General features: G+C 59.0%; 11 protein-coding genes and 1 rRNA gene. 7 read left to right on the forward strand and 5 right to left on the reverse strand.

The genetic code is table 11. The features are described from left to right. Positions 1–32 precede the first annotated feature (32 nt). Both LOC68_RS11375 and LOC68_RS11380 read right to left on the reverse strand, forming a co-directional pair. The gene (locus LOC68_RS11375; protein ID WP_230218582.1) at positions 33–5,240 is read right to left on the reverse strand and encodes an MSCRAMM family protein; all 5,208 of its coding nucleotides are present in this window, start codon (positions 5,238–5,240) and stop codon (positions 33–35) included. 54 nt (positions 5,241–5,294) lie between these two features. After that, complete coding sequence (locus LOC68_RS11380) at positions 5,295–6,329, reverse strand: WD40 repeat domain-containing protein (protein WP_230218583.1); 1,035 nt, start codon at positions 6,327–6,329, stop codon at positions 5,295–5,297. A gap of 269 nt (positions 6,330–6,598) precedes the next feature. Here LOC68_RS11380 and LOC68_RS11385 point away from each other — a divergent pair, with 269 nt between their 5' ends. The 5 genes from LOC68_RS11385 (at position 6,599) to LOC68_RS11405 (ending at position 10,836) form a co-directional block, all read left to right on the forward strand. Continuing rightward, positions 6,599–7,306 (forward strand): metallophosphoesterase, encoded by a 708-nt coding sequence (locus LOC68_RS11385; RefSeq protein WP_230218584.1) that lies wholly within the window; start codon positions 6,599–6,601, stop codon positions 7,304–7,306. Between the two features lie 102 nt (positions 7,307–7,408). Then, the gene (locus LOC68_RS11390; protein ID WP_230218585.1) at positions 7,409–7,930 is read left to right on the forward strand and encodes a cation transporter; all 522 of its coding nucleotides are present in this window, start codon (positions 7,409–7,411) and stop codon (positions 7,928–7,930) included. Between the two features lie 5 nt (positions 7,931–7,935). Continuing rightward, positions 7,936–9,024, forward strand: coding sequence for a M14 family metallopeptidase (locus LOC68_RS11395; protein WP_230218586.1), 1,089 nt, complete (start codon positions 7,936–7,938; stop codon positions 9,022–9,024). Between the two features lie 131 nt (positions 9,025–9,155). Next, positions 9,156–10,466 carry a Gfo/Idh/MocA family protein gene (locus tag LOC68_RS11400; RefSeq protein ID WP_230218587.1) on the forward strand — a complete coding sequence of 437 codons (1,311 nt, stop codon included), beginning with the start codon at positions 9,156–9,158 and terminating at the stop codon, positions 10,464–10,466. Between the two features lie 175 nt (positions 10,467–10,641). After that, positions 10,642–10,836, forward strand: coding sequence for a hypothetical protein (locus LOC68_RS11405; RefSeq protein ID WP_230218589.1), 195 nt, complete (start codon positions 10,642–10,644; stop codon positions 10,834–10,836). Between the two features lie 99 nt (positions 10,837–10,935). Here the strand turns inward: LOC68_RS11405 and LOC68_RS11410 are convergent, their stop codons facing one another. The 3 genes from LOC68_RS11410 to mfd all read right to left on the reverse strand — a co-directional run bounded on the left by LOC68_RS11410 (position 10,936) and on the right by mfd (position 17,574). Then, complete coding sequence (locus tag LOC68_RS11410) at positions 10,936–12,225, reverse strand: citrate synthase (protein WP_230218591.1); 1,290 nt, start codon at positions 12,223–12,225, stop codon at positions 10,936–10,938. Positions 12,226–12,461: 236 nt separating this feature from the next. Continuing rightward, positions 12,462–14,243: a peptidylprolyl isomerase gene (locus tag LOC68_RS11415; protein ID WP_230218593.1), complete on the reverse strand. Its 1,782-nt coding sequence runs from the start codon at positions 14,241–14,243 to the stop codon at positions 12,462–12,464. Positions 14,244–14,340: 97 nt separating this feature from the next. After that, complete coding sequence (mfd, locus tag LOC68_RS11420; RefSeq protein WP_230218595.1) at positions 14,341–17,574, reverse strand: transcription-repair coupling factor; 3,234 nt, start codon at positions 17,572–17,574, stop codon at positions 14,341–14,343. A gap of 133 nt (positions 17,575–17,707) precedes the next feature. Between mfd and LOC68_RS11425 the strand changes: the two genes are divergently transcribed. Together LOC68_RS11425 and LOC68_RS11430 are read left to right on the forward strand one after the other, a co-directional pair. Then, positions 17,708–18,364 carry a DUF1349 domain-containing protein gene (locus LOC68_RS11425; RefSeq protein ID WP_230218597.1) on the forward strand — a complete coding sequence of 219 codons (657 nt, stop codon included), beginning with the start codon at positions 17,708–17,710 and terminating at the stop codon, positions 18,362–18,364. Between the two features lie 692 nt (positions 18,365–19,056). Next, a 23S ribosomal RNA gene (locus LOC68_RS11430) occupies positions 19,057–19,488 on the forward strand; the annotation flags it as partial.

Below are 19,488 nucleotides of genomic sequence, written 5' to 3' on the forward strand. Positions count from 1 at the left end.
GAATGAACGAGCACCTTTTTTCTTATGATTAACTAGCGTTTCAGCGGGCCGGGAGCTTCGCTGACGCGAGGTTGTCCCGAGATCCCGTGGTAGACGCCGACTTCGTCGTAGCCGTCGCCGTCCCAGTCGCCGACCGTCGGCAGGTCGCCTGCTTCGCCGAGCATGAAGACCTTATCGGTGTCGTCCAGATGACGATTGTTGTCGTGGTCGAGGGTCCACTGGCCGTCGTGGAAGATACCGAGTTCGTCGATGCCGTCGCCGTTCCAGTCGCCAACCACCGGCACGTCGCCCGCTTTGCCGTATTTGACGCGCGAGTCGACTTCGTCGTCCCAGCGACCGTTACCGTCTTCGTCCAGGCGCCATTCGCCATCTTGGAAGACGCCGATCGTCTGGATGCCGTCGCCGTCCCAGTCGCCGACCACCGGGTAGTTTCCTGCGGTGCCGAAGTGGAAGACGTGGTCGATCAGGTCGGAACGAACCTTACCGGTCGAGGTCAGCTTCATGACGCGGCTGCCGAGCGTCGCTTCATCCGGTTTCGGCGGCAGGTTCTTCGAGATGCCGGTCGAGACGTTGTTCGGCACCGGCAAACCAGGATCGCTGGCCACAGCCCGGGGATCGCCCGGCCAGGCCTTACCATAGATGCCGATGTCGTCCTTACCGTCGCCGTCCCAGTCGCCGACCACCGGCAAGTCGCCGTCATAGCCGAGCTTGGCCCACAGGTCTTCTTCGTCCCAGACGCCGTTGCCGTTGACGTCGATGTACCAGTGACCTTTGTAGTAAATGCCGAAATCGGTTACGCCGTCGCCGTTGAAGTCGCCTGACACCGGATGAGCGCCCGGCATGCCGAACAGCTTAATGAGGATCTCTTCCTCATCGTTATCGCCGGCCGAAGCCAATTGCAACTTCCATTCGGCCTGTAGGAATTCGTTTCCTTCCCACGGCAGAATCGAGTCGTTGGCCGCGGTGAACCAGACGTTCGGTTCAATGAACGCGATCTGATCCTTGCTACGCGGCAGACCGGCGTTCACGACGCTCAAGTGCCAGGTCACGCCCGTCGCCCCGCCGCTGTACCCCTGCAGCAGCGGCTGCACGATGAAGAGCGCCGCCGGCGGAATCAGCTCGGCCGGAGGCGGAGCGACCGGGATCACCAGCGGATCGAGCGTACCGGCCGGAACCGGAGGCACCGGCGGCAGTACCGGCGGATTGCCCTGCGCTTTCAATTCGCTGAAGTTGTTCTCTTGCGAGTGGGCGCCGACCGGCAGATCGATCAGCGCGATCATGTCGTTCAGCGGATCGACCAGCAGCGTACCGACGCTGACGCCGTTTCCTTGGTTGAACGCGACGCCTGCCGTGGTACCGGCGTTGTCGTTACCGTCGCCGTAGCCGTCCGGATGGACTTCAAACACGGCGTAGAAGCCGGCCTGCAGCCCGACGAACTGGTAGTAGCCGTCCGCGTCGGTAACGACGCGAACCGGGCCGCTGCCGTAGGTTCCGCCGAGAATTCGCGGATCGTTCCCCATGATCGGCAAACCGGTAATGCCGTCCCGCAGTTCGAGCGTGACCCCGCCAATCGGCGTATCGTCCGACGTGCGGGTACCGTCCCGCTGCGACAACGCGTCAGCCGGCAAGTTGCCGTCGGTGGTCGTGAACGTGGCGCCGTCTTGGTAGACGTAACCCGAAATCGTCGCCGGCGGCAGTTCGCAGAAGTTGTGATTGTCGAGATCGAGACCCGACGTGATGTTGATGCGCGAGATCGTATCTTGCACCGAGTCGTCGGCCAGACCGTTCAAGTCCATCTGGTGACCCTGGAAGTAACCGGCCGGTTGAGTTTCAACCACGGTGTACAAGCCAGGGAGCAGGTTGTTGAACAGGTAGTGACCGTTGGCGTCGGTTTTCGTCGTGGCGATGACGTTCCCCGCGGCGTCCAACAGTTTGATGGTGACGCCGGAAATCGGCTTTTCGTTTGCGTCGAACAAGCAATCGTCGTCGGTATCGGACCAGACGTAGCCGCCGATGCTGCCCGGCTTCACTTCGCCAAACTTGTAGTTGATGCCTTCGTCGCCCCAGAGGAGCGTGACCTCTTTGATCTCGTCGCCGGGATTAGTGGCGGTACCGATCGTCACGCCGCCAACCGTACCCGCGGCGTCTTTGCCGTCGAGGTAGCCGGTCGGTTGTTTTTCGACGATGCGGTAGGTGTCGGCTCGCAGGCCGGTGAACATGTACGAACCGTCGGCCGCGGTCGTTTGCGTGCCGATCAGGGCGCCGGTGCTGTCGTACAAGTAGACGATCGCGCCGGCGATTCCTTCTTCGCCCGCGTCCATCACGCCGTCGTTGTTACGATCGTGATAGACGAAGCCGCCGATCTTAGCGGGCTCATGTTCGCAGAAGTCGTAATTGATGCCGTGATCGCCGGAGCGAATGATGATCGACGAGAGGGTGTCGTTGGCCGAATTCTGGCCGACAGCTACGCCGCCGATTGTGCCCACGTGATCGCCGCCGTCAATCAAGCCGGCCGGCGTGATTTCGACGACGGTGTAGGTGCCCGGAAGCAACCCGTCGAAGGTGTAGTCGCCATTGGCGTCGGTGGTCGTTTCCGCGATCAGGTTCCCCGCCGCGTCGTACAACTTCACGATGGCGCCTTCGATCGGCGAGTTGTACGCTTCTTCGCTATCGCAGTCGCCGTACTTATCGGTCAGGTGCACACGACCGGAAATCGAGCCCGGCAGGATTTCGCCGAAGTTGTAGTTAATACCGGTGTCGCCGCTGACCAGGCTGATCGAGTTGATCTGATCGCCCGGATTGACCGCGCTACCTCGAGTCGAACCGCCGACCGTACCGGCCGCGTCTTTACCGTCGGTGTAGAGAACCGGTTGGGTTTCGACGATGCGATAGGTTCCCGGCGGCAAGCCGACCACTTCGTAGTAGCCGTCATTGTCGGTGGTGACCGAGAAAATCTGATTGGTGACCGAGTTGATCACCTGGACGGTGACGCCGCTGATACCGGCTTCGCCCGTTTCCTTCACGCCGTCGTTGTCGAGGTCGTGATAAACGTAACCGCTGATGCTGACCGGCTTGATTTCGCCAAAGTTGTAGTTGATACCGTCATCGCCCCACTTCAGCTCGATCGCTGAGATCTTGTCGCCCGGGTTGGTCGCGGCGCCAACGATCGTGCCGCCGATGGTACCTGCAGCGTCGAGGCCGTCGAGGTAGTTGGTCGGCTGCGTTTCGACGATCTGGTAGTTGCCGGCGCTCAGTCCAGTGAATTTGTACGAGCCGTCGGCGGCCGTCGTGGTCGTGCCGACCTGAACGCCGTTGCTGTCGAGCAGGATCACGGTCACGCCGGCGATCCCTTCTTCGCCCGATTCTTTCACGCCGTCATTGTCGCGGTCGTGATAGACGTAACCGGCGATCGTCGCCGCTTCATGTTCGCAGAAGTCGTAGTTGACGCCATCGTCGCCCGAGAGCAGGACGATGCTCGAGAGCAAGTCGTTCGATGAGTTGGCGCCGTTCGTCGTGCCATTGACGGTCCCGACATGGTCGCCGCCATCAATCAGGCCGACCGGCGTGTATTCGCGAACCGAATAGGTGCCCGGCAACAGATTTCCGAACGAATATTGGCCGTTGGCGTCGGTCGTCGTCGTGGCGATCACGTTGCCGCCGGCGTCCAACAGTTCGATCTTCACTCCTTCGATCGGCGGCGTGATGATCGTGACGCCGTCGTAGCAGTTGCCGTCGCGATCGGTCAGGTGAACCGAACCGCTGATCGACGCCGGTTTGATTTCGCCGAAGTTGTAGTTGATGCCCGATTGGCCGCCGAGAAGCAGGATGTTCAGGATCTGGTCGCCTGGGTTCACCGCGGCGCCGACCAGCGAGCCGTTGACCGTACCGGCGGCGTCAATGCCGTCGATGTACGTAGCGGGCTGAACTTCCGTCACCGTGTACATGCCCGGCGGAAGATTCTTCGCTTCGTAGTAGCCGACGGAGTTGGTCGTCACGTTGTAGGTGCGGGTAACGCCGTCGACATCGATGCCGGTGATGGTCAAGGTCACGCCGGCGATTCCTTCCTCGCCGGTTTCCTTAACGCCGTCATTGTCGCGGTCGTGGTAGACGTAGCCGCTGAGTTGGGCCGGCAGCGCTTCGGCGAAATCGTAGTGAATCGCGGAGGTTCCGCCGTTCACGATCGTGATTTCGGTCAGGATGTCCTTGTCGCCGGCGACGATCGAGCCAATGCTGGTTCCCGAAACGGTACCCGGGATTGCGCCGACGCTGAAGTAACCGGACGGCTGCGTTTCGCGGACCTGGTAGGTGCCGGGCTGCAGATTCAAGTTAACGCCGAACTCGTAATCGCCTTGGGCGTTGGTGGTGGTCGTGTAGCCGGTGTTGACGTAGACGCCGTTGACCTTCATCCAGAGCGTCAGCGAAACGCCCGACAGACCGACTTCGCCCGCTTCTTGCGTCAGGCTGAGGTTGACGTCGTGATAGACGCGGCCCGAGATGGTGACCGGCAGCGGTTGTTGAACGGCGCTGCCGAAGGCGCCGTCGGTACGGTCGCGGTGCCCGGTCGCATTATCGGCCGGGAGATCCAAGCCCGACGCTGCCAATTTGGAATCGTAGGCGTCGAGGAATTTCGTGGTGATCGTCGTGTCGTGGTAGTACTCGGCAGAGAAGGTCGCAATAAACTGCGTGCCTTGGACTTCGGCGCCGGACGAGACCGGGTCGATCAGCGTGTTGTTGGGATCGTTGGGATCGTAGATGATCACTTCGTCGACGTCGATGGAAAAGATGAACTCTTCCCCGGCGTTGAAGCCCTCGAAGTCGATCTGCAAACGCGTACCGCCGTCGATAACCGTGACGGTGTAGCTGTCGATGCCGTTGGCCGAGATCAGCTTGAAGGGAAACGCGCCGTCAGCGCCGAGCCCGCCTAGCTGGGTATCAAAGAAGACGTCGCCGTTGCTGAGGCCGAGGATATTGCCGAAGTTGCCGATCTGATCGCCGTCGATGATGACCTGCTTCAGCTCGGTACCCGCGGCGCCGCCGTCGAACTTGATGTGAAACGTATCGCCGTGATCGTCGCCGCCGGAGGCGTCTTCTTCGGTATAGGTGGCGCCAACTTGAATCGGATCGGCGTCAAAGACGCGACGCTCTTCCAGCGTTTCGATATCGCTGCTGCGAAGCGCAGGACGAGCGGGGCCTCTACGGTTGCGGCCCTTTAGAAGCGAGTTAAACATTCGGCGAAGCATTTAGCGCCTCCATGCATGCGTTCTATCACGGCATCCTTGCCGTAATCGTCGAACTTATTTCGTAAACAAGCTGCCCTGGGGGGAGAGAGCGGTTCGTTCGCCCGATTCGATCTTCCAGACCCGAACCGTGGTGTCGAAGCCGCCCGAGACGATCGTGTCGTTGTAGACGTCGATCGCAGTAACGCTGCCCGAATGCCCTTCGAGCTTGGCGATTTCCTGATGCGTGGCCATATCCCACAATCGCAGGCGATTGTCGCTGCCAGCGGAAATCAAAGTGTTGTCGTTGATCAGCGTCAGGGCCATCACCTTGGCCGGAGCGCTCGACATCTCGGCGACTTCCTTGCCTTGTCCGAGATCGATGACCTTGATCATCCGATCTTCGCTGCACGAGATCAGATGGGACGAGTCGCTGGTGAAGACCAGCGAGTGGACGCGTTGACGGTGCGCTTTGACGTCCCCCAGCACGCGGCCGGATTGAGCGTCCCAAGTGCGGATCACGCCGTTGCGACCGGCGGCGGCGACGATGGCGCCATCGGGCGAAAAGCTGACGCAGCGCATATCGTTGATCGGGGCTTCCAGTTCGTGGAGCCGTTCGCCGGTGATCGGATCATGGATGGCGATGGTCGGACCGAAGCCGACGATCGCCAGCATGGTGCCGGCCTTGTTGAACGCCACATCGGCGACGGCGTACGGGAATTCTCCCATCGAACGCAACTGAGCGCGACGTTCGACGTCCCACAGAATGATGCGACGATCATTACCGGCCGTGGCCAAAGTCGTTCCATCCGGGGAGAATTTCACCGCGCGGACCCAGTCGCGATGATCTTCGAGCCGGTAGAGTTCGTTGCCTGAATCCATCTCGAACACGCGAACGATGTGGTCGTCCCCTGCGGCGGCGAAGATGGCGCCGGCCGGGTGGATCGAGATGTCGGAAATCACCGGTGGGTGCAGACGACCCGGTTCGGGCCGAAGTTGGATGGTGCGATCGAGCTTCGCGGTCGGTTCTTGCGCTGGAGCGACGCCCACGATCAAAGCCGCTAGCAGAACTGCGGCGAAGACACGGATAGACGGAACACGATCCATGCTCATCTTTACCATCCCTCAAAAGGCAAACTTCTCTGCGCGCATGTAATAGCGCAATCCTTCATCGTTTATCGGCGCATAGCGGCGCCGGACCGCAGCGGAATGTGTGAAAATATTTCGTTCATGGAAGAAGCGAGTATTAATCGGATCTTGATGATCATTCGTTTCGCACGCATTACGAAGCTGCTAGCTTGGAAGTCGATCTGAGCCGCATGAGGGGCCGATAGACGATTTACTCGGCTTTCTCGCTTCACCCGACCAAAAGGCGATTCCCAATGTCAGCGCGAACCATCGCGATCGGCGACATTCACGGCTGCGTGCATGCGCTCGACGCGGTGTTGGAGATGATCGCGCCGACCGCTAGCGACACCATCGTCGTGTTGGGGGATTTCGTCGACCAAGGGTGGGATGTCAAAAGCACGATCGAGCGGTTGATTCAGCTGGAGTCGGAAGTGAATTTGATCCATCTGCTCGGCAATCACGAGGAGATGTTGCTGGCGAGCCTGACCTGCGAAAAGACATGCGGCTACTGGGAAAACTGCGGCGGCGCTCGGACCCTCAGCTCGTATCGCTTAGGGGGTTCGATCGAAGATATTCCAGATGACCATATCGAGTTCATCCGCCGGTCGCGTCCCTATTACGAGACGGAGTCGTGCATCTTCACGCATGCCAACGCTGAGCCAAATCTGCCGATGGACCAGCAGCCTGAGTACGCGCTGCGGTGGAAAGTGCTGGAGCCGGACGCCTACGAATGCCACTATTCGGGGAAAACATTGTTCGTAGGGCATACCGAGCAGCGTAGTGGCGAAGTTTTGAATCTCGGCTGCATCCAGGATATCGATACCGCGTGCTGGCGAAACGGCTGGCTTACCGCGATCGACGTCGACGAGCTTCACATCTGGCAGGCGAGTCGTTACGGGCAAATGCGCGAGGGGGACGAACCGGCCCTGGCCCACGCCGTTCCGGCTCACCACGCCGAGTAATTTGCCCTGGTTTTGCCTTTGCGGCGGCGACTTCGACAGTGTTAGAATTGGGGGATCACGTCAGATTTGCCGATTCCCTCCTTCTTCGCTCGGAGTCTCCTAATGCTACGCACCACGCTCGCCCTCCTCTTTTCGGTCGCTCTCTTCTCGCAAGCCGCCTATGCGGAAACGACCGTTACCCTGACCAAAATGCATCTTTGCTGCGGCAAGTGCGTCAAAGCGGTTGAGGCCGCTGTGAAAGACATGCCCGGCGTGAAGGTCGACGTGACCGCCAAAGAGGGAAAGACCGTACTGACCGCCGCCGATGACAAATCGGCCCAGGCCGCCCTCGACGCGATCGCCAAGGCGGGTTTCCATGCCGAGACCGACAGCGAAGAACTGAAAATGAAGGATGACTCGGGCGTCAAAGCAGGAGCCGTCAAGCGTCTCGCTCTGACCGGTCTGCACAACTGCTGCGGCGCGTGCACCAAGTCGATCAAAGAAGCGGTCGCCACGGTGGACGGCGTTAAAGCGGACACCGCCAAGCCGAACGAATCGTCGATGGTCATCGAAGGGAACTTTGACGCCGCCGAAGTCGTGGAAGCGTTGTTGGCGGCCGGTTTTCACGTCAAGGTGAAACAGTAAGTCGCGTGAGCGTCCCAGCGGACGCATGGTTTCCGCGCGACTACGCCGAGTCGCGCCGCGAGTTTCTCGCCGCCTGTAAAGAGTTAGGCGGCGAGATGGAGTCGCATGCGATTGATGCGGTTGGCCCAGACGGGGAATCGCTGACGATCGATCTTCTGACGCTCGGCAACCGTGGAGCGAACGATTGCCTGGTTCTTTCGAGCGGACTACACGGATTGGAAGCGCCGCTTGGCGCTGCGATTCAATTGCATTGGATGCGTAACGCTTTAAGTCAGAGCGTTCCCCCGAACCTACGCATCGTCTTGATTCACGCGCTCAATCCGTACGGCTTCGCCCATCGCCGGCGTTGTGAAGCGGAGAATATTGATCTCAACCGATCGTTCATGCGGCGGGGAGAAGAGCATCGCGGGGCTCCGCCCCTCTACGAAAAGCTTGATCCGCTGTTGAATCCGGAATCGCCCCCCGGCGGTTTCGATTTCTTCACGCTACGTGCCGCCGCGATCCTGGCCCGATACGGCATGACGAAAGTCAAACAGGCGATCGCCGGCGGGCAGTACGAGTTTCCCCGCGGCTTGTTTTACGGCGGCAAAGGGGCGAGCGAAACGCAGCAGTTGCTGACGCCCCATTGGAAGTCGTGGCTGGGAGAGAGTCGCCGCGTGATCCATTTGGACGTGCACACGGGACTTGGCCGCTGGGGAGAATTGACCCTGTTGTCGGCGCCGGCGATGGATACCGCTTGGCACCGTCAGGTGGGGGAAACGCTCGGCGAGACCGGATACGATCGGGAAAAAGAAAACTCGGTCGCTTACCAGGCCCGCGGCGATTTCGGCTTGTGGTGCTCCCAGCAAGCGGGCGATATCGACTACGCCTATTTCTGCGCCGAGTTTGGAACCTATCCGGCCGTACGCGTTTTGAAAGCGCTCCGGGCCGAGAACCAAGCGCATCATTGGAGCGATCCCAAAGCGGCCGCTTTTCAAACGGCGAAACGGAGCGCGCTCGAAGCGTTTTCCCCAGCGAGCAAGAGTTGGCGTCAGTCGACCGTGGCCCGCGGCGTCGACTTATGCAAGTCGGCGATCGCCCGACTCGAAAAGTGAAGCGAAACTGGCGTTTTCTGATACGGTCGTTGCCGATTTGGCATAAGTCTGTGCGCACTTTTGCAACCGGTCTCAAACTCTGATTCAATTTGTTAAGTCCTGCTTAATATCCCACCTCGGAGACTCATTTCATGACCTTGCGAACTTCTCGTCGTCGCTTCCTGGTCGCCGCTTCGGCCGCCGTTTCTGGTATCGGGTTCTATTCGCAACTTCCGGCCGCCGAGTCGAAATCTCCTAACGAAAAGCTGAACCTGGCTGGGATCGGCGTCGCGAACCGCGCCAGTGCGAATCTGTCGGGCTGCTCGAACGAAAACTTCGTCGCGTTGGCCGACATCGATTCCAACTTCCTGGAACAAGGGGTCAAGCGTTTCCCCGGCGCCAAAGGGTATGCCGACTATCGGGTGATGCTGGAGAAAGAAGCGGACAACATTGACGCCGTCGTCGTCAGCACGGCTGACCATAGCCACGCCCCGGCGACCGCGATGGCGCTGCGGATGAAAAAGCACGCCTACTGCGAAAAGCCGCTATCGCACACTGTGTACGAGTCGCGCGTCGTCTCGAACCTGGCCAAAGAAAACAAGCTGGTGACCCAGATGGGGACCCAGATTCATGCGACCGAGAACTACCGCCGCGTCGTCGAACTGCTGAACAGCGGTATCATCGGCGACGTTACCCGTGTCCATGTCTGGGTCGGCAAAGGTTGGGGAGACGGCAAGTTCGCGTTCGGCCAAGAGCCGCCGAAGAACCTGAACTGGGATCTGTTCCTGGGTTGCGCTCCGGAGCGTCCCTACAGCACCGGCGTTCATCCCGCCAACTGGCGCCGTTTCTGGGACTATGGAACCGGTACGTTTGGCGACATGGCTTGCCATTACGTCGACCTGGTCCACTGGGCGCTCGATCTGAAGCATCCGGAAAAGGTCTCGGCCGTCGGGCCTCCTGTTGATCCGGTCGGTTGCCCGTCGTGGTGCGTCGCCGACTATCACTATCCGGCCCGAGGTGAAAAGCCGCCGGTTCATTTGACCTGGTACGACGGCGCCAAGCGTCCGGCCGAACTGGCGAAGCTGAAAGATAAGTCAGGCAATCCGATCAATTGGGGGGGCGGACAGTTGTTCGTCGGCGACAAGGGGATGGTCCTCTCCGATTACGGCCAGCACTACGTCTACCAGGATGGCGAGATGGTCGATTTCAAGGCGCCGGAGAAGACGATTCCCGCTTCGATCGGTCATCACAACGAATGGCTCCAGGCGATTCGGACCGGCGGACCGACCACCTGCAACTTCGACTATTCCGGGGCGCTCAGCGAAGCGGTGCTGCTGGGAACGGTCGCTTATCGCAGCGGCGACGTCATCGACTGGGACGCCGAAAACCTGAAGGTCACCAACAACAACTCGCTGGCCCATAACCTGATTCACAAGGAATATCGCAAAGGCTGGACGCTGTAAGCGACCCGCAATCTTGTACGAATTCGACGGCCGCAGCGGAATTGTCCGCTGCGGCCTTTTTTTGTTTGTTTTACGGTGGATGAGAGTGTAAGTTGGGGACGCCGCTTCCCCCCTCTGCGGGAGAGGCGGATCACTTCGTAGATTGCATTCGCAGATTCGTATCGGGGGACTAACGATGGGTGGTTGGGGCGGAACGCTGATCTTTTTGGGCGTCGGATCCTTTTTGCTGAATATGATCGGTATGGAATTCATCCTGCTGAGCTGGGTCGACATGTGGGGACCGCTGGCCGGTATTGGCATTCGCCTGGGCGTGATCGCCTTGGGCGTCGTTATGCTGGTCGCCGGCGGCGTCGCCGGAGGGGAAGAATAGATTCGAGCGAATTATCGCTCAGGCCCCAGATTCCAAAAAGAAAACGCCAAGCGTCGGGACGCTTGGCGTTTCTGTTTTTGATTGTCTTAAAGTCGCCGGTTAGCCGCGCTTTTCGAGCGGGACGAATTCCCGTTCGGTGGCGCCGGTGTAAACCTGACGCGGGCGGCAGATGCGTTTGGTCGGCGAGCCTTGCATTTCTTTCCAGTGAGCGATCCAGCCCGGCAGACGTCCGATCGCGAACAGCACCGTGAACATCTGGACCGGAATGCCGATCGCACGGTAGATGACGCCGGAGTAGAAGTCGACGTTCGGGTACAACTTCCGTTGAATGAAGTATTCGTCGTTGAGCGCGACTTCTTCCAACCGTTGGGCGACTTCGAAGATCGGATCCTTGATTTCCAACTTGGAAAGCAAGGTATCGCACGCCTTCTTGATGATCGTGGCCCGCGGATCAAAGTTCTTGTAGACGCGGTGACCAAAGCCCATCAAGCGGAACTTGCTGGTCTTGTCTTTGGCCAGTTTCACGTATTTCTCAACGTCCATGCCGTCGGCGATGATCTTTTCGAGCATCGAGACGACCGCTTCGTTGGCCCCGCCGTGCAGCGGGCCCCACAAGGCGCTGATGCCGGCCGAGATTGACGCGAACAGGTTCGCGTCCGACGAACCGACCATGCGGACCGTTGAGGTGCTGCAGTTCTGTTCGTGATCGGCGTGGACGATCAGCAGCAAGTTGAGGGCGCTGACGAAGTCCGGATCGACGTGGAACGGTTCACTTGGAACCGCGAACATCATCTGCAGGAAGTTTTCGCAGTACGACAGGTCATTTTGCGGATAGATGAACGGCTGACCGACCGACTTCTTAAAGCTGTACGCCGCAATCGTCGGCAGTTTGGCCAACAAGCGGTGGATCGACACTTCGACCTGACGCGGATCGTGCGGGTCGAGCGAATCTTGATAGAAGGTCGAGAGAGCGCTCACCACCGAGCTGAGGATCGCCATCGGGTGGGCGTCGCGCGGGAAGCCGTCGTAGAACGACCGCATATCCTCGTGCAGCATCGTGTGCCGGCGGATCGACTTGCGGAAGTCCATGATCTGCTGTTCGGTCGGCAATTCGCCGTAAATCAGCAGGTACATGACTTCGACGAAGTCGCAATTGCTGGCGAGTTGTTCGATCGGATATCCGCGGTATCGCAGAATGCCCGCTTCGCCGTCGAGGTAGGTGATTTTGCTGGTGGTCGACCCCGTGTTTACGTAGCCGTCATCCAGGGTGATGAAACCGGTTTCAGCTCGTAACTTGCTGATGTCGACGGCGGTTTCGTTTTCCGTCCCCTCGACGATCGGCAATTCGATCTCGGCATCGCGTACGCGTAGATGGGCGACCTCAGTCATCGACGGCTCCTCTTCGTCATCAAAAGCGACGTGCGACGTCCGAAGGTCGGGTCGCATGGATGTGAAAGCATGGGGTGAGAAATACTCTACCCGATGGATGCGGTCGGCAAAATAGCCGAAGGCGCAATTCGCCCCCGCAGATGACCGCACTACCGCCAATTCTACATCCCTCCAACGTTCAAAACGAGGAGGGCAGATTGACGAAGATGGTATTAGCTTGGCTTATGCTGTCCGGACTAGCGGCGATCGGCCGGAGAAGGCGACGATGCGGTTTGGGAAGACTTTTCCTCGTCGAAGATCGTCCAAATTGGGGTCCGCTTGCGAACGCCGACGATATATTCGCGTTGCGCCTGATTGGCGCGCTCTCGCCGGATCTTTTCTTTAATTTCTAGTTGTGCGTCGCGGAACGGTTTCATCGAGTCCTCTTCCCGTTCCAGAACTCGCACAATGTGATACCCTTCGGCCGATTCGATAATTTGGCTCAGCCGGTTGGGCGGGAGCGAAAAGATAGCGGCGTCGATCGTTTCGTTCTTCAGGCTGCTGCGGGTGGTCCAGTCATATTGTCCCCCATCGGCTGCACGGAAGCCCTGGGAGTGCTTTTTGGCGACGGCGTCCAGCGGCGCCCCGCGGAGAACCTGGTTCCCCATGTCGGCGATCGCCTGTTCCGCTTCCGCTTTCGTCCCGAACTTGTCGAACCGGACCATCAGTTGCTCCCACCGGGCGCGAGCTGGCCGTTCGTATTCGGCGGCATGCTCGTGGTAGAAGTCGAGCATCTGCAGATGGGTGACTTCGGTATCCGGTTTGACGTGCGTTCGGAGCTGTTGTTGAGCGATAATTTGTTCGAGAAATAGCCGTTTCTTCTTTTCCAGCGACGAGCCTTCCCCTCGCAGGACGATGTCGAGTTCGGCCGGCGTGTGCACGCCGTACGTATCAAGGTCGTTCTGCATCTGGAATTCGGCGTACTGCGTATCGAGATGCGCCTGCATTTCTTTCAGCTTGTCTTGCGGGATCGTCCGGATGAAGTCTAGGTAGACCATCTTCGTGTCGATCAGACCCGGCAGCAGCTCACGCAGCGCCATCTGGCGTTGCTCTTCCAGCAGTTCTTCAGTGACTTGGGAGCGTTGCTCTTCCGGCAGCTCGGCCAGTCGTTTGGCGAGCGCTTGATTCACCGGGCCGAGAATATCGCCGGCCAGGATCGGCTGGCCCCCGACCAACGCAATGATGCGAGCTGGTTTGAAGAGCTTGTCATCCTCGGCGGCTGACGGCCCAGGGGCTGGCTCAGTCGCCTGCAGCGTCGCGGCGGGTTGTTCTTGTTCGCTGGCTACGGTACTTGTGGTCGGATAAGCGTTGGCGACCGGAGGAGCATAGGCGCCGGTCGCGTAGGTATTCGGATAGCTATTCGGAGTCGTCGCTTGCGGAGCCGGCGTAGCGGATGGCACGCGGTTCTGACTCGGCGCACCATACTGACCGTATTGGCTTGGTGGCGCCGTCGGTTGCACTCTCCCCTGCCATGGCTGATAGCCAGTCTGTGTCGGCGGGGTGGTGGCGACAGGTTGCTGTTGTTGCTGCTGTCCCCAGGCCGCGGCGCCTTGTTGATATTGCGGGCGCCAAGGCTGCGTCGTTGAGTTGGCGTAAGTGGTCGAGCTGGTCGGCGTCGTCGCGGCTGCGCCGCTTGGCTCGTCGCCAATTTGCGTCGTTACGGCGCGGGCAGTCGGCTGTTGGGTGTAGCCGGGAGTGCTATAGGGATTGCTCGGATAGGGAAGAGGCTTGGTCGCCGGCGTTGTCGTAGTGGTGCTCGGCATGTCGGCGACGCGATATTCTGGCGCACTACCTCCCCGATTTTTGAACGGATCGGTTGGCGTCGTCTCAGCCGATTCTTTTTTGCTCCAGGGAAGCCAGGACTGGAAGCCGCTCACCTGCGCATGAAGCTGCGCCGACTTGGCGCACCAAGGGAGCGAACCGAACGTCGACATTGCGAACGTCAGGAGGAAGATAAAGATCGAACTGCGGCGGATCAAGGAACCCTCCGTCCAGGCGACTATCTGGCCCGAGCGAGTTTTGGCTGGCTAACCTCAATAGGCAAATCTATTGAGGGGGCGCGATAATAGAGAGAGATTAACTAGGCCGCAAGATAGATTTCGCCGCGTTGATGACATCGTCGGCGTCCGGTTCGCTCGTCTTCAGTGGGACGTAGACGCTCTTGTCGTCCACGATCCGGAAATTGCGACCACGCATCCGTGCTAGCTGCTCGACGCGACCACGATCGGAGTATTGAAATACGAGGTATTCGTCTTCCAGGAAGATTGCGTTGATCTGCCAAAACGCAGCGTCGAGCTTGATTTCGGTCAGACGTAACATTCGCTCTACCGGATCTGGGAACGGCCCAAAACGGTCGAGCATCTCTTCCTTCAAATTCGCGATATCCTCGTCGCTAGCAACACGCGTCATGCGGCGATAGAGATCGATCTTCTGACGCATGTCGCTGATATAGGTGTCCGGCAGATAGGCTTCGCCCGGCAGGTCGACGTCGACGTCGATCGAGATCTTCGGCGGCATCCGCTTCATCCGCCGCACCGCCGTTTCCAGTAGCTGGCAATAAAGTTCGTACCCGACCATCGCAATGTGACCGCTTTGCTGAGTCCCCAGGATGTTGCCGGCGCCACGGATTTCCAGGTCGCGCATCGAAATCGCGAACCCGGCGCCCATGTGACTGAACTCTTCGATCGCATGCAGACGCTTGGCCGCAATCGGACTAAGATGTCGGCCTGGTTGCAGTAGCAAGTAGCAGTAAGCGCGGTGCTTATAGCGACCAACGCGACCGCGCAGCTGATGCAAGTCGGCCAAGCCGTATCGATCCGCCTCGTCGACGAAGATCGTGTTGGCGTTAGGGATGTCGAGCCCGCTCTCGACGATCGTCGTCGCTAGCAAGATGTCGAATTTCCCTTCCACGAAGTCAACCATCACCTGCTCGAGCGCCCCTTCGGCCATCTGACCATGTCCGATGCCGATTTTCGCTTCGGGGACGATGTGTTGCAGTTTGGCGGCGATCAGCTGGATATCTTGCACGCGGTTATGGACGAAGTAAACTTGCCCGCCGCGCGACAGTTCGCGCAGCACCGCATGGCGAATCAGTTCGTCTCCCCAACGCGAAACTTTCGTTTCGACTGCGACGCGATCTTGCGGCGCCGTTTCCAGATTCGAGATATCGCGGACGCCGACCAGCGACATGTGCAACGTGCGGGGAATTGGCGTCGCGGTCATCGTCAGAACGTCGACCGTGGTTCGCAGTTGTTTCAGTCGCTCTTTGATTTCGACGCCGAAGCGTTGCTCTTCGTCGATGATCACCAGGCCGAGATTTTGAAAGCTGACGTCCTTCGACGCCAACCGATGCGTGCCGACAACGATGTCGACCGATCCTGATTTCAGCCCACGGATCACATCGCGCTGTTCGGCGGCCGAAGCGAATCGGCTGAGCCGTGCGATCGTAAACGGAAACTCCGCCATCCGCTCGCGCAGGCTCTTGTAATGCTGTTCGGCCAGGATGGTGGTTGGAACGAGAATCGCGACCTGGTAGCCGTTGTCGACCGCCTTGAAGGCGCCCCGCATCGCGACTTCCGTCTTGCCAAACCCGACGTCGCCGCAGAGTAGGCGGTCCATCGGCCGCGGTTGTTCCATGTCGAACTTGATGTTGCCGATTGCGGTCAGCTGATCCTCGGTCTCTTCGTACGGGAACGAGAGGTCGAATTCGCGTTGCCAGAGGGTATCGGCCGAGAAGGCGATGCCGGGGCGGCTGCGACGCATCGCCTGAACTTCCAGCAGTTCGCCGGCCAGGTCATGAACCGCTTGTTCGACCGCTTTTTTCTGCTTCTGCCATGTGACGCCGCCGATTTTGGCCAACGGCGGTCGCGACTTCGACCCGCCGACATACTTTTGCACCAGGTCGACCTTGGAGGCCGGGACGTAGACCTTGGTGCCGCCATGGAATTCGATTTCGAGATGCTCTTCGACCTGCCGCTGCTTCTCAATCTTCTTCAGGCCGCGATAACGCCCGATTCCATGCGCAAGGTGAACGACGAGGTCGCCCTTGCGCAGGTCGAGAAAGCTGTCGATGACCTTTCCCAGCTTTCGCGCCGCGGGACGTTGGCGGCGAACGCGGTGAAACAGCTGGTCGCCGCTAACCAGAACGACGCTCTCTTCGCGGTAGCGAAAGCCTTGCGGTAGCCGGCCTAGGGCGAAGTGAAGTCGTCCGCTTTGTTGGAGGTCTCCGCCTTGGAAGATCTCGCTAAGCCGCTCAATTTCGGCTTCGGTCTGGCAGATGATGTAAACGTCTTGCCCGTTGCTCAGCGCTTCGAGCTCTCCTCGGACTCGTTCGATTTCGCCGCTGAACTGCTCGACCGATTCAAAGTGGAGCGTCAAACTGGCGTCGAGATGCCCGCTGGCGACGCCTGACAAACTGAGCGTGCCGAGCGGCTGCAGCTTTTGCAGCGTTTCAGGAAGTCCGAACTTGTCTTCGACCCGTTCCAAGCGATCGAGGTATTGCTCGGCCGAATCTTTGATCCGATCAAGTTCGATCAGCAGGCATACCGAACCGGTCGGCAGATAGTCGGAGAAGTGCCCTGTCTGTCCTTTGCCGTAACGCAAAACCGTGATTTCCGCCGAGTCGAGCGGGTGCAAACTGCGCTGCGATCCGATCTCAAACTGACGAATCGATTCGACCTCGTCCCCGAACAATTCGATGCGGGCCGGCTGTTCCCAGTCGGGAGCGAAAACGTCGAGGATCCCACCTCGCAGCGAGAATTCGCCCGGCAATTCGACGGCGCTGGTCGCATGAAACTTGTGTCGGACCAGCCATTGCGCCAATTCTTCCAGATCGAGTTGATCGCCAACATGGACGCGGCGGCTGTTGGCGGAAACGTTGGCGGCGCTCGGAACCGGCTGCAGCAGGCTCTCGATGCTGGTGATGATGATCTTCGGCGCCGGACCATGCGTCAGTTGTTTCAGAACTCGCAGGCGTCGCCCGTAGATTTCATCGTGCAGGAGACGTTCGCTACGATCCGATTCCCAAGCGGGAAATTGCGAGATGGTTGCGCCCGAAAAAGTGCGCAGCGCATCGTAAACGTCGTCGATTTCGGCCAACGTAGGACAGACGACCAGCAGTGGGCCAGCGACGTCAGGCTCTACCGCCGCCGCGACTAGCGCGCAGGCTGACCCCCAGACTCCCTCAATCGTCCCCTTTCGCCCGGCGGCGACATGGGTGACGAGTTCTCGGAACTCCGTTTGTTGAGCTAATCCTTGCGGCAGGTTACGCAGTTGTGCGGCCGCCGACTCTAAGGAGGTCCCTGTGGCCATGCGATTGAGCGAAATTTTACGGCCACGGCGGCCGTCTCGCCAAGTGCGAACGGAATTTCGCTTCTATTCGGGGGAGGCGTTACAATCTCGCACGTTCTCTGTTTGTTACGGACGGCACGAAAGGATCTCTCGGATGCAATCTCTTCGCTCGGCGGCAGGAATCTTGATTGGGCTCGCGATGGCGACGCTGGTTCACGCGGAAATCGCCGATTGGGGCATAGTAGAGGATCCCCAAGGGGACTGTCCGATCGAGGAAAACCAGGGAAAGCTCGACTTTCATGTTCCGCCGGGGATTCACAATCTGAATCCGGTGATCGGAGACACGTCGGCGCCCCGGGTTTGGCAGGAAGTCGTAGGGGACTTTGTGATTGAAGCCCATGTCCTCGACTTCCCGATTCCGGCGGAAAATATCGGCAATATTCGCACGAGCTACGTTGCGGCTGGCCTTGTCGTTTGGCAGGACGACAAGAACTTCCTTCGCTGGACCCGTTCGGCGGTCGGGGAATCGAAAGCGACTTTCGGCTCGGCAGAGCTGTACGAACAGGGAAAGCTCGCGGCCGCTTTCAACGTCGCGTGGAACGGGCAGCCGATGTGGCTGCGGCTCGAACGCCGCGCGGAGAGGGTTTTCCTCTGGATTAGCGACGACGGCATCAAATGGCGCCGCCATACCTCCCTGCGAATGCCATTCTTGCCGAAGGTCAAAGTGGGGGTATTTGCGCTGAACTCGACCAAACGGGAGTTCGCGGCGACTTTCAGCGACTTCTACCTGCTGGAGTCTGGCGGCAAATAGAACCAAGCGGCTGCTAACGACGTAGAACGGGCTACGCCGACGCGCCAAACGGAGGCGAGAAAAGGTTCGAAATCGAACCCCAAATTTGTCCCGGCGCGATCACGAAGCGAATCCGAAATGGGTCGAAAATCGATCTGAATCGCATGGTCTTCCAAAATTTTTCACAATCCGGAAACCGCCGTTATCCCCGAGAAAACACGGGTAAAACGCGTTTCTTTTGACCCTTGGCGGAAAAACTTTTGGGGTCTCTTGCCGTTTTCGGCGCTGCCCCCGTTTGACACTGGGTCAGCGATCCCGTAAATTCCTTTCTTCTCGTTGAGGGCAAAACCTTGACAGGGAGACGCAGCTCCAAAATGGAGAGGCGGCAAAAACGTTCTTTGACAATTTGGCAAATGAAGTAGATGGCATTCGTCACGTTTTGTTGACGTAGTTTGCGATCGACTGAGAGAACTGCGAGAGCAGGGAGTCTTGGTGGATTTGCGACTGCTAAGCAAGCGTGAGAATTATAGAGAATGCAAAAGTAACCGGGTCCCCCGTTCTACAAGCGGGGGATCACATAAGGTGAAATTCTCGAGCGAAAATATCGTTAAAACGGATCGGATATCTAATGGCGTCGCCGCCGTGAGGCGTCGACGAACCAATAGGTCCGGTAGCTAAGCGAATATTTACAGCGAAAAGCTTTGAATATTTGTGGTCAAGCTATTAAGGGCGTATGGGGGATGTCTTGGTATCAGAAGGCGATGAAGGGCGTGGAAGACTGCGATAAGCCTGGGGGAGTTGTCAAACGAGCGTTGATCCCGGGATTCCTGAATGACTTGCACTGAATACATAGGTGCAAGTGGCTAACCCAGAGAACTGAAACATCTCAGTACCTGGAGGAAGAGAAAGAAAACTCGATTTCGTTAGTAGCGGCGAGCGAACGCGAAATAGCCCAAACCGTGGAGATTTTCTCCACGGGGTTGTAGGGTCTCTCACATGGGAGTTACAAAGCGAACTATTAGTTGAACGACATGGAAAGGTCGGCCACAGACGGTGACAGCCCGGTAAACGAAAGTGGATTCGCCTCCCGAGAGATACCTGAGTAGGTTCAGGCACGTGAAACCTGGACTGAATCTGCGGGGACC

This window comes from Blastopirellula sediminis (assembly GCF_020966755.1).
In the GTDB taxonomy this organism is placed as follows: Bacteria; Planctomycetota; Planctomycetia; order Pirellulales; family Pirellulaceae; genus Blastopirellula; species Blastopirellula sediminis.

What these genes read in the sequence shown, in the direction of transcription:
- mfd (WP_230218595.1), bottom strand. Translation starts at nt 17,574, where the DNA reads ATGGCCACAGGGACCTCCTTAGAGTCGGCGGCCGCACAACTGCGTAAC.
- LOC68_RS11390 (WP_230218585.1), top strand. Translation starts at nt 7,409, where the DNA reads ATGCTACGCACCACGCTCGCCCTCCTCTTTTCGGTCGCTCTCTTCTCG.
- LOC68_RS11405 (WP_230218589.1), top strand. Translation starts at nt 10,642, where the DNA reads ATGGGTGGTTGGGGCGGAACGCTGATCTTTTTGGGCGTCGGATCCTTT.
- LOC68_RS11410 (WP_230218591.1), bottom strand. Translation starts at nt 12,225, where the DNA reads ATGACTGAGGTCGCCCATCTACGCGTACGCGATGCCGAGATCGAATTG.
- LOC68_RS11425 (WP_230218597.1), top strand. Translation starts at nt 17,708, where the DNA reads ATGCAATCTCTTCGCTCGGCGGCAGGAATCTTGATTGGGCTCGCGATG.
- LOC68_RS11375 (WP_230218582.1), bottom strand. Translation starts at nt 5,240, where the DNA reads ATGCTTCGCCGAATGTTTAACTCGCTTCTAAAGGGCCGCAACCGTAGA.
- LOC68_RS11400 (WP_230218587.1), top strand. Translation starts at nt 9,156, where the DNA reads ATGACCTTGCGAACTTCTCGTCGTCGCTTCCTGGTCGCCGCTTCGGCC.
- LOC68_RS11385 (WP_230218584.1), top strand. Translation starts at nt 6,599, where the DNA reads ATGTCAGCGCGAACCATCGCGATCGGCGACATTCACGGCTGCGTGCAT.
- LOC68_RS11380 (WP_230218583.1), bottom strand. Translation starts at nt 6,329, where the DNA reads ATGAGCATGGATCGTGTTCCGTCTATCCGTGTCTTCGCCGCAGTTCTG.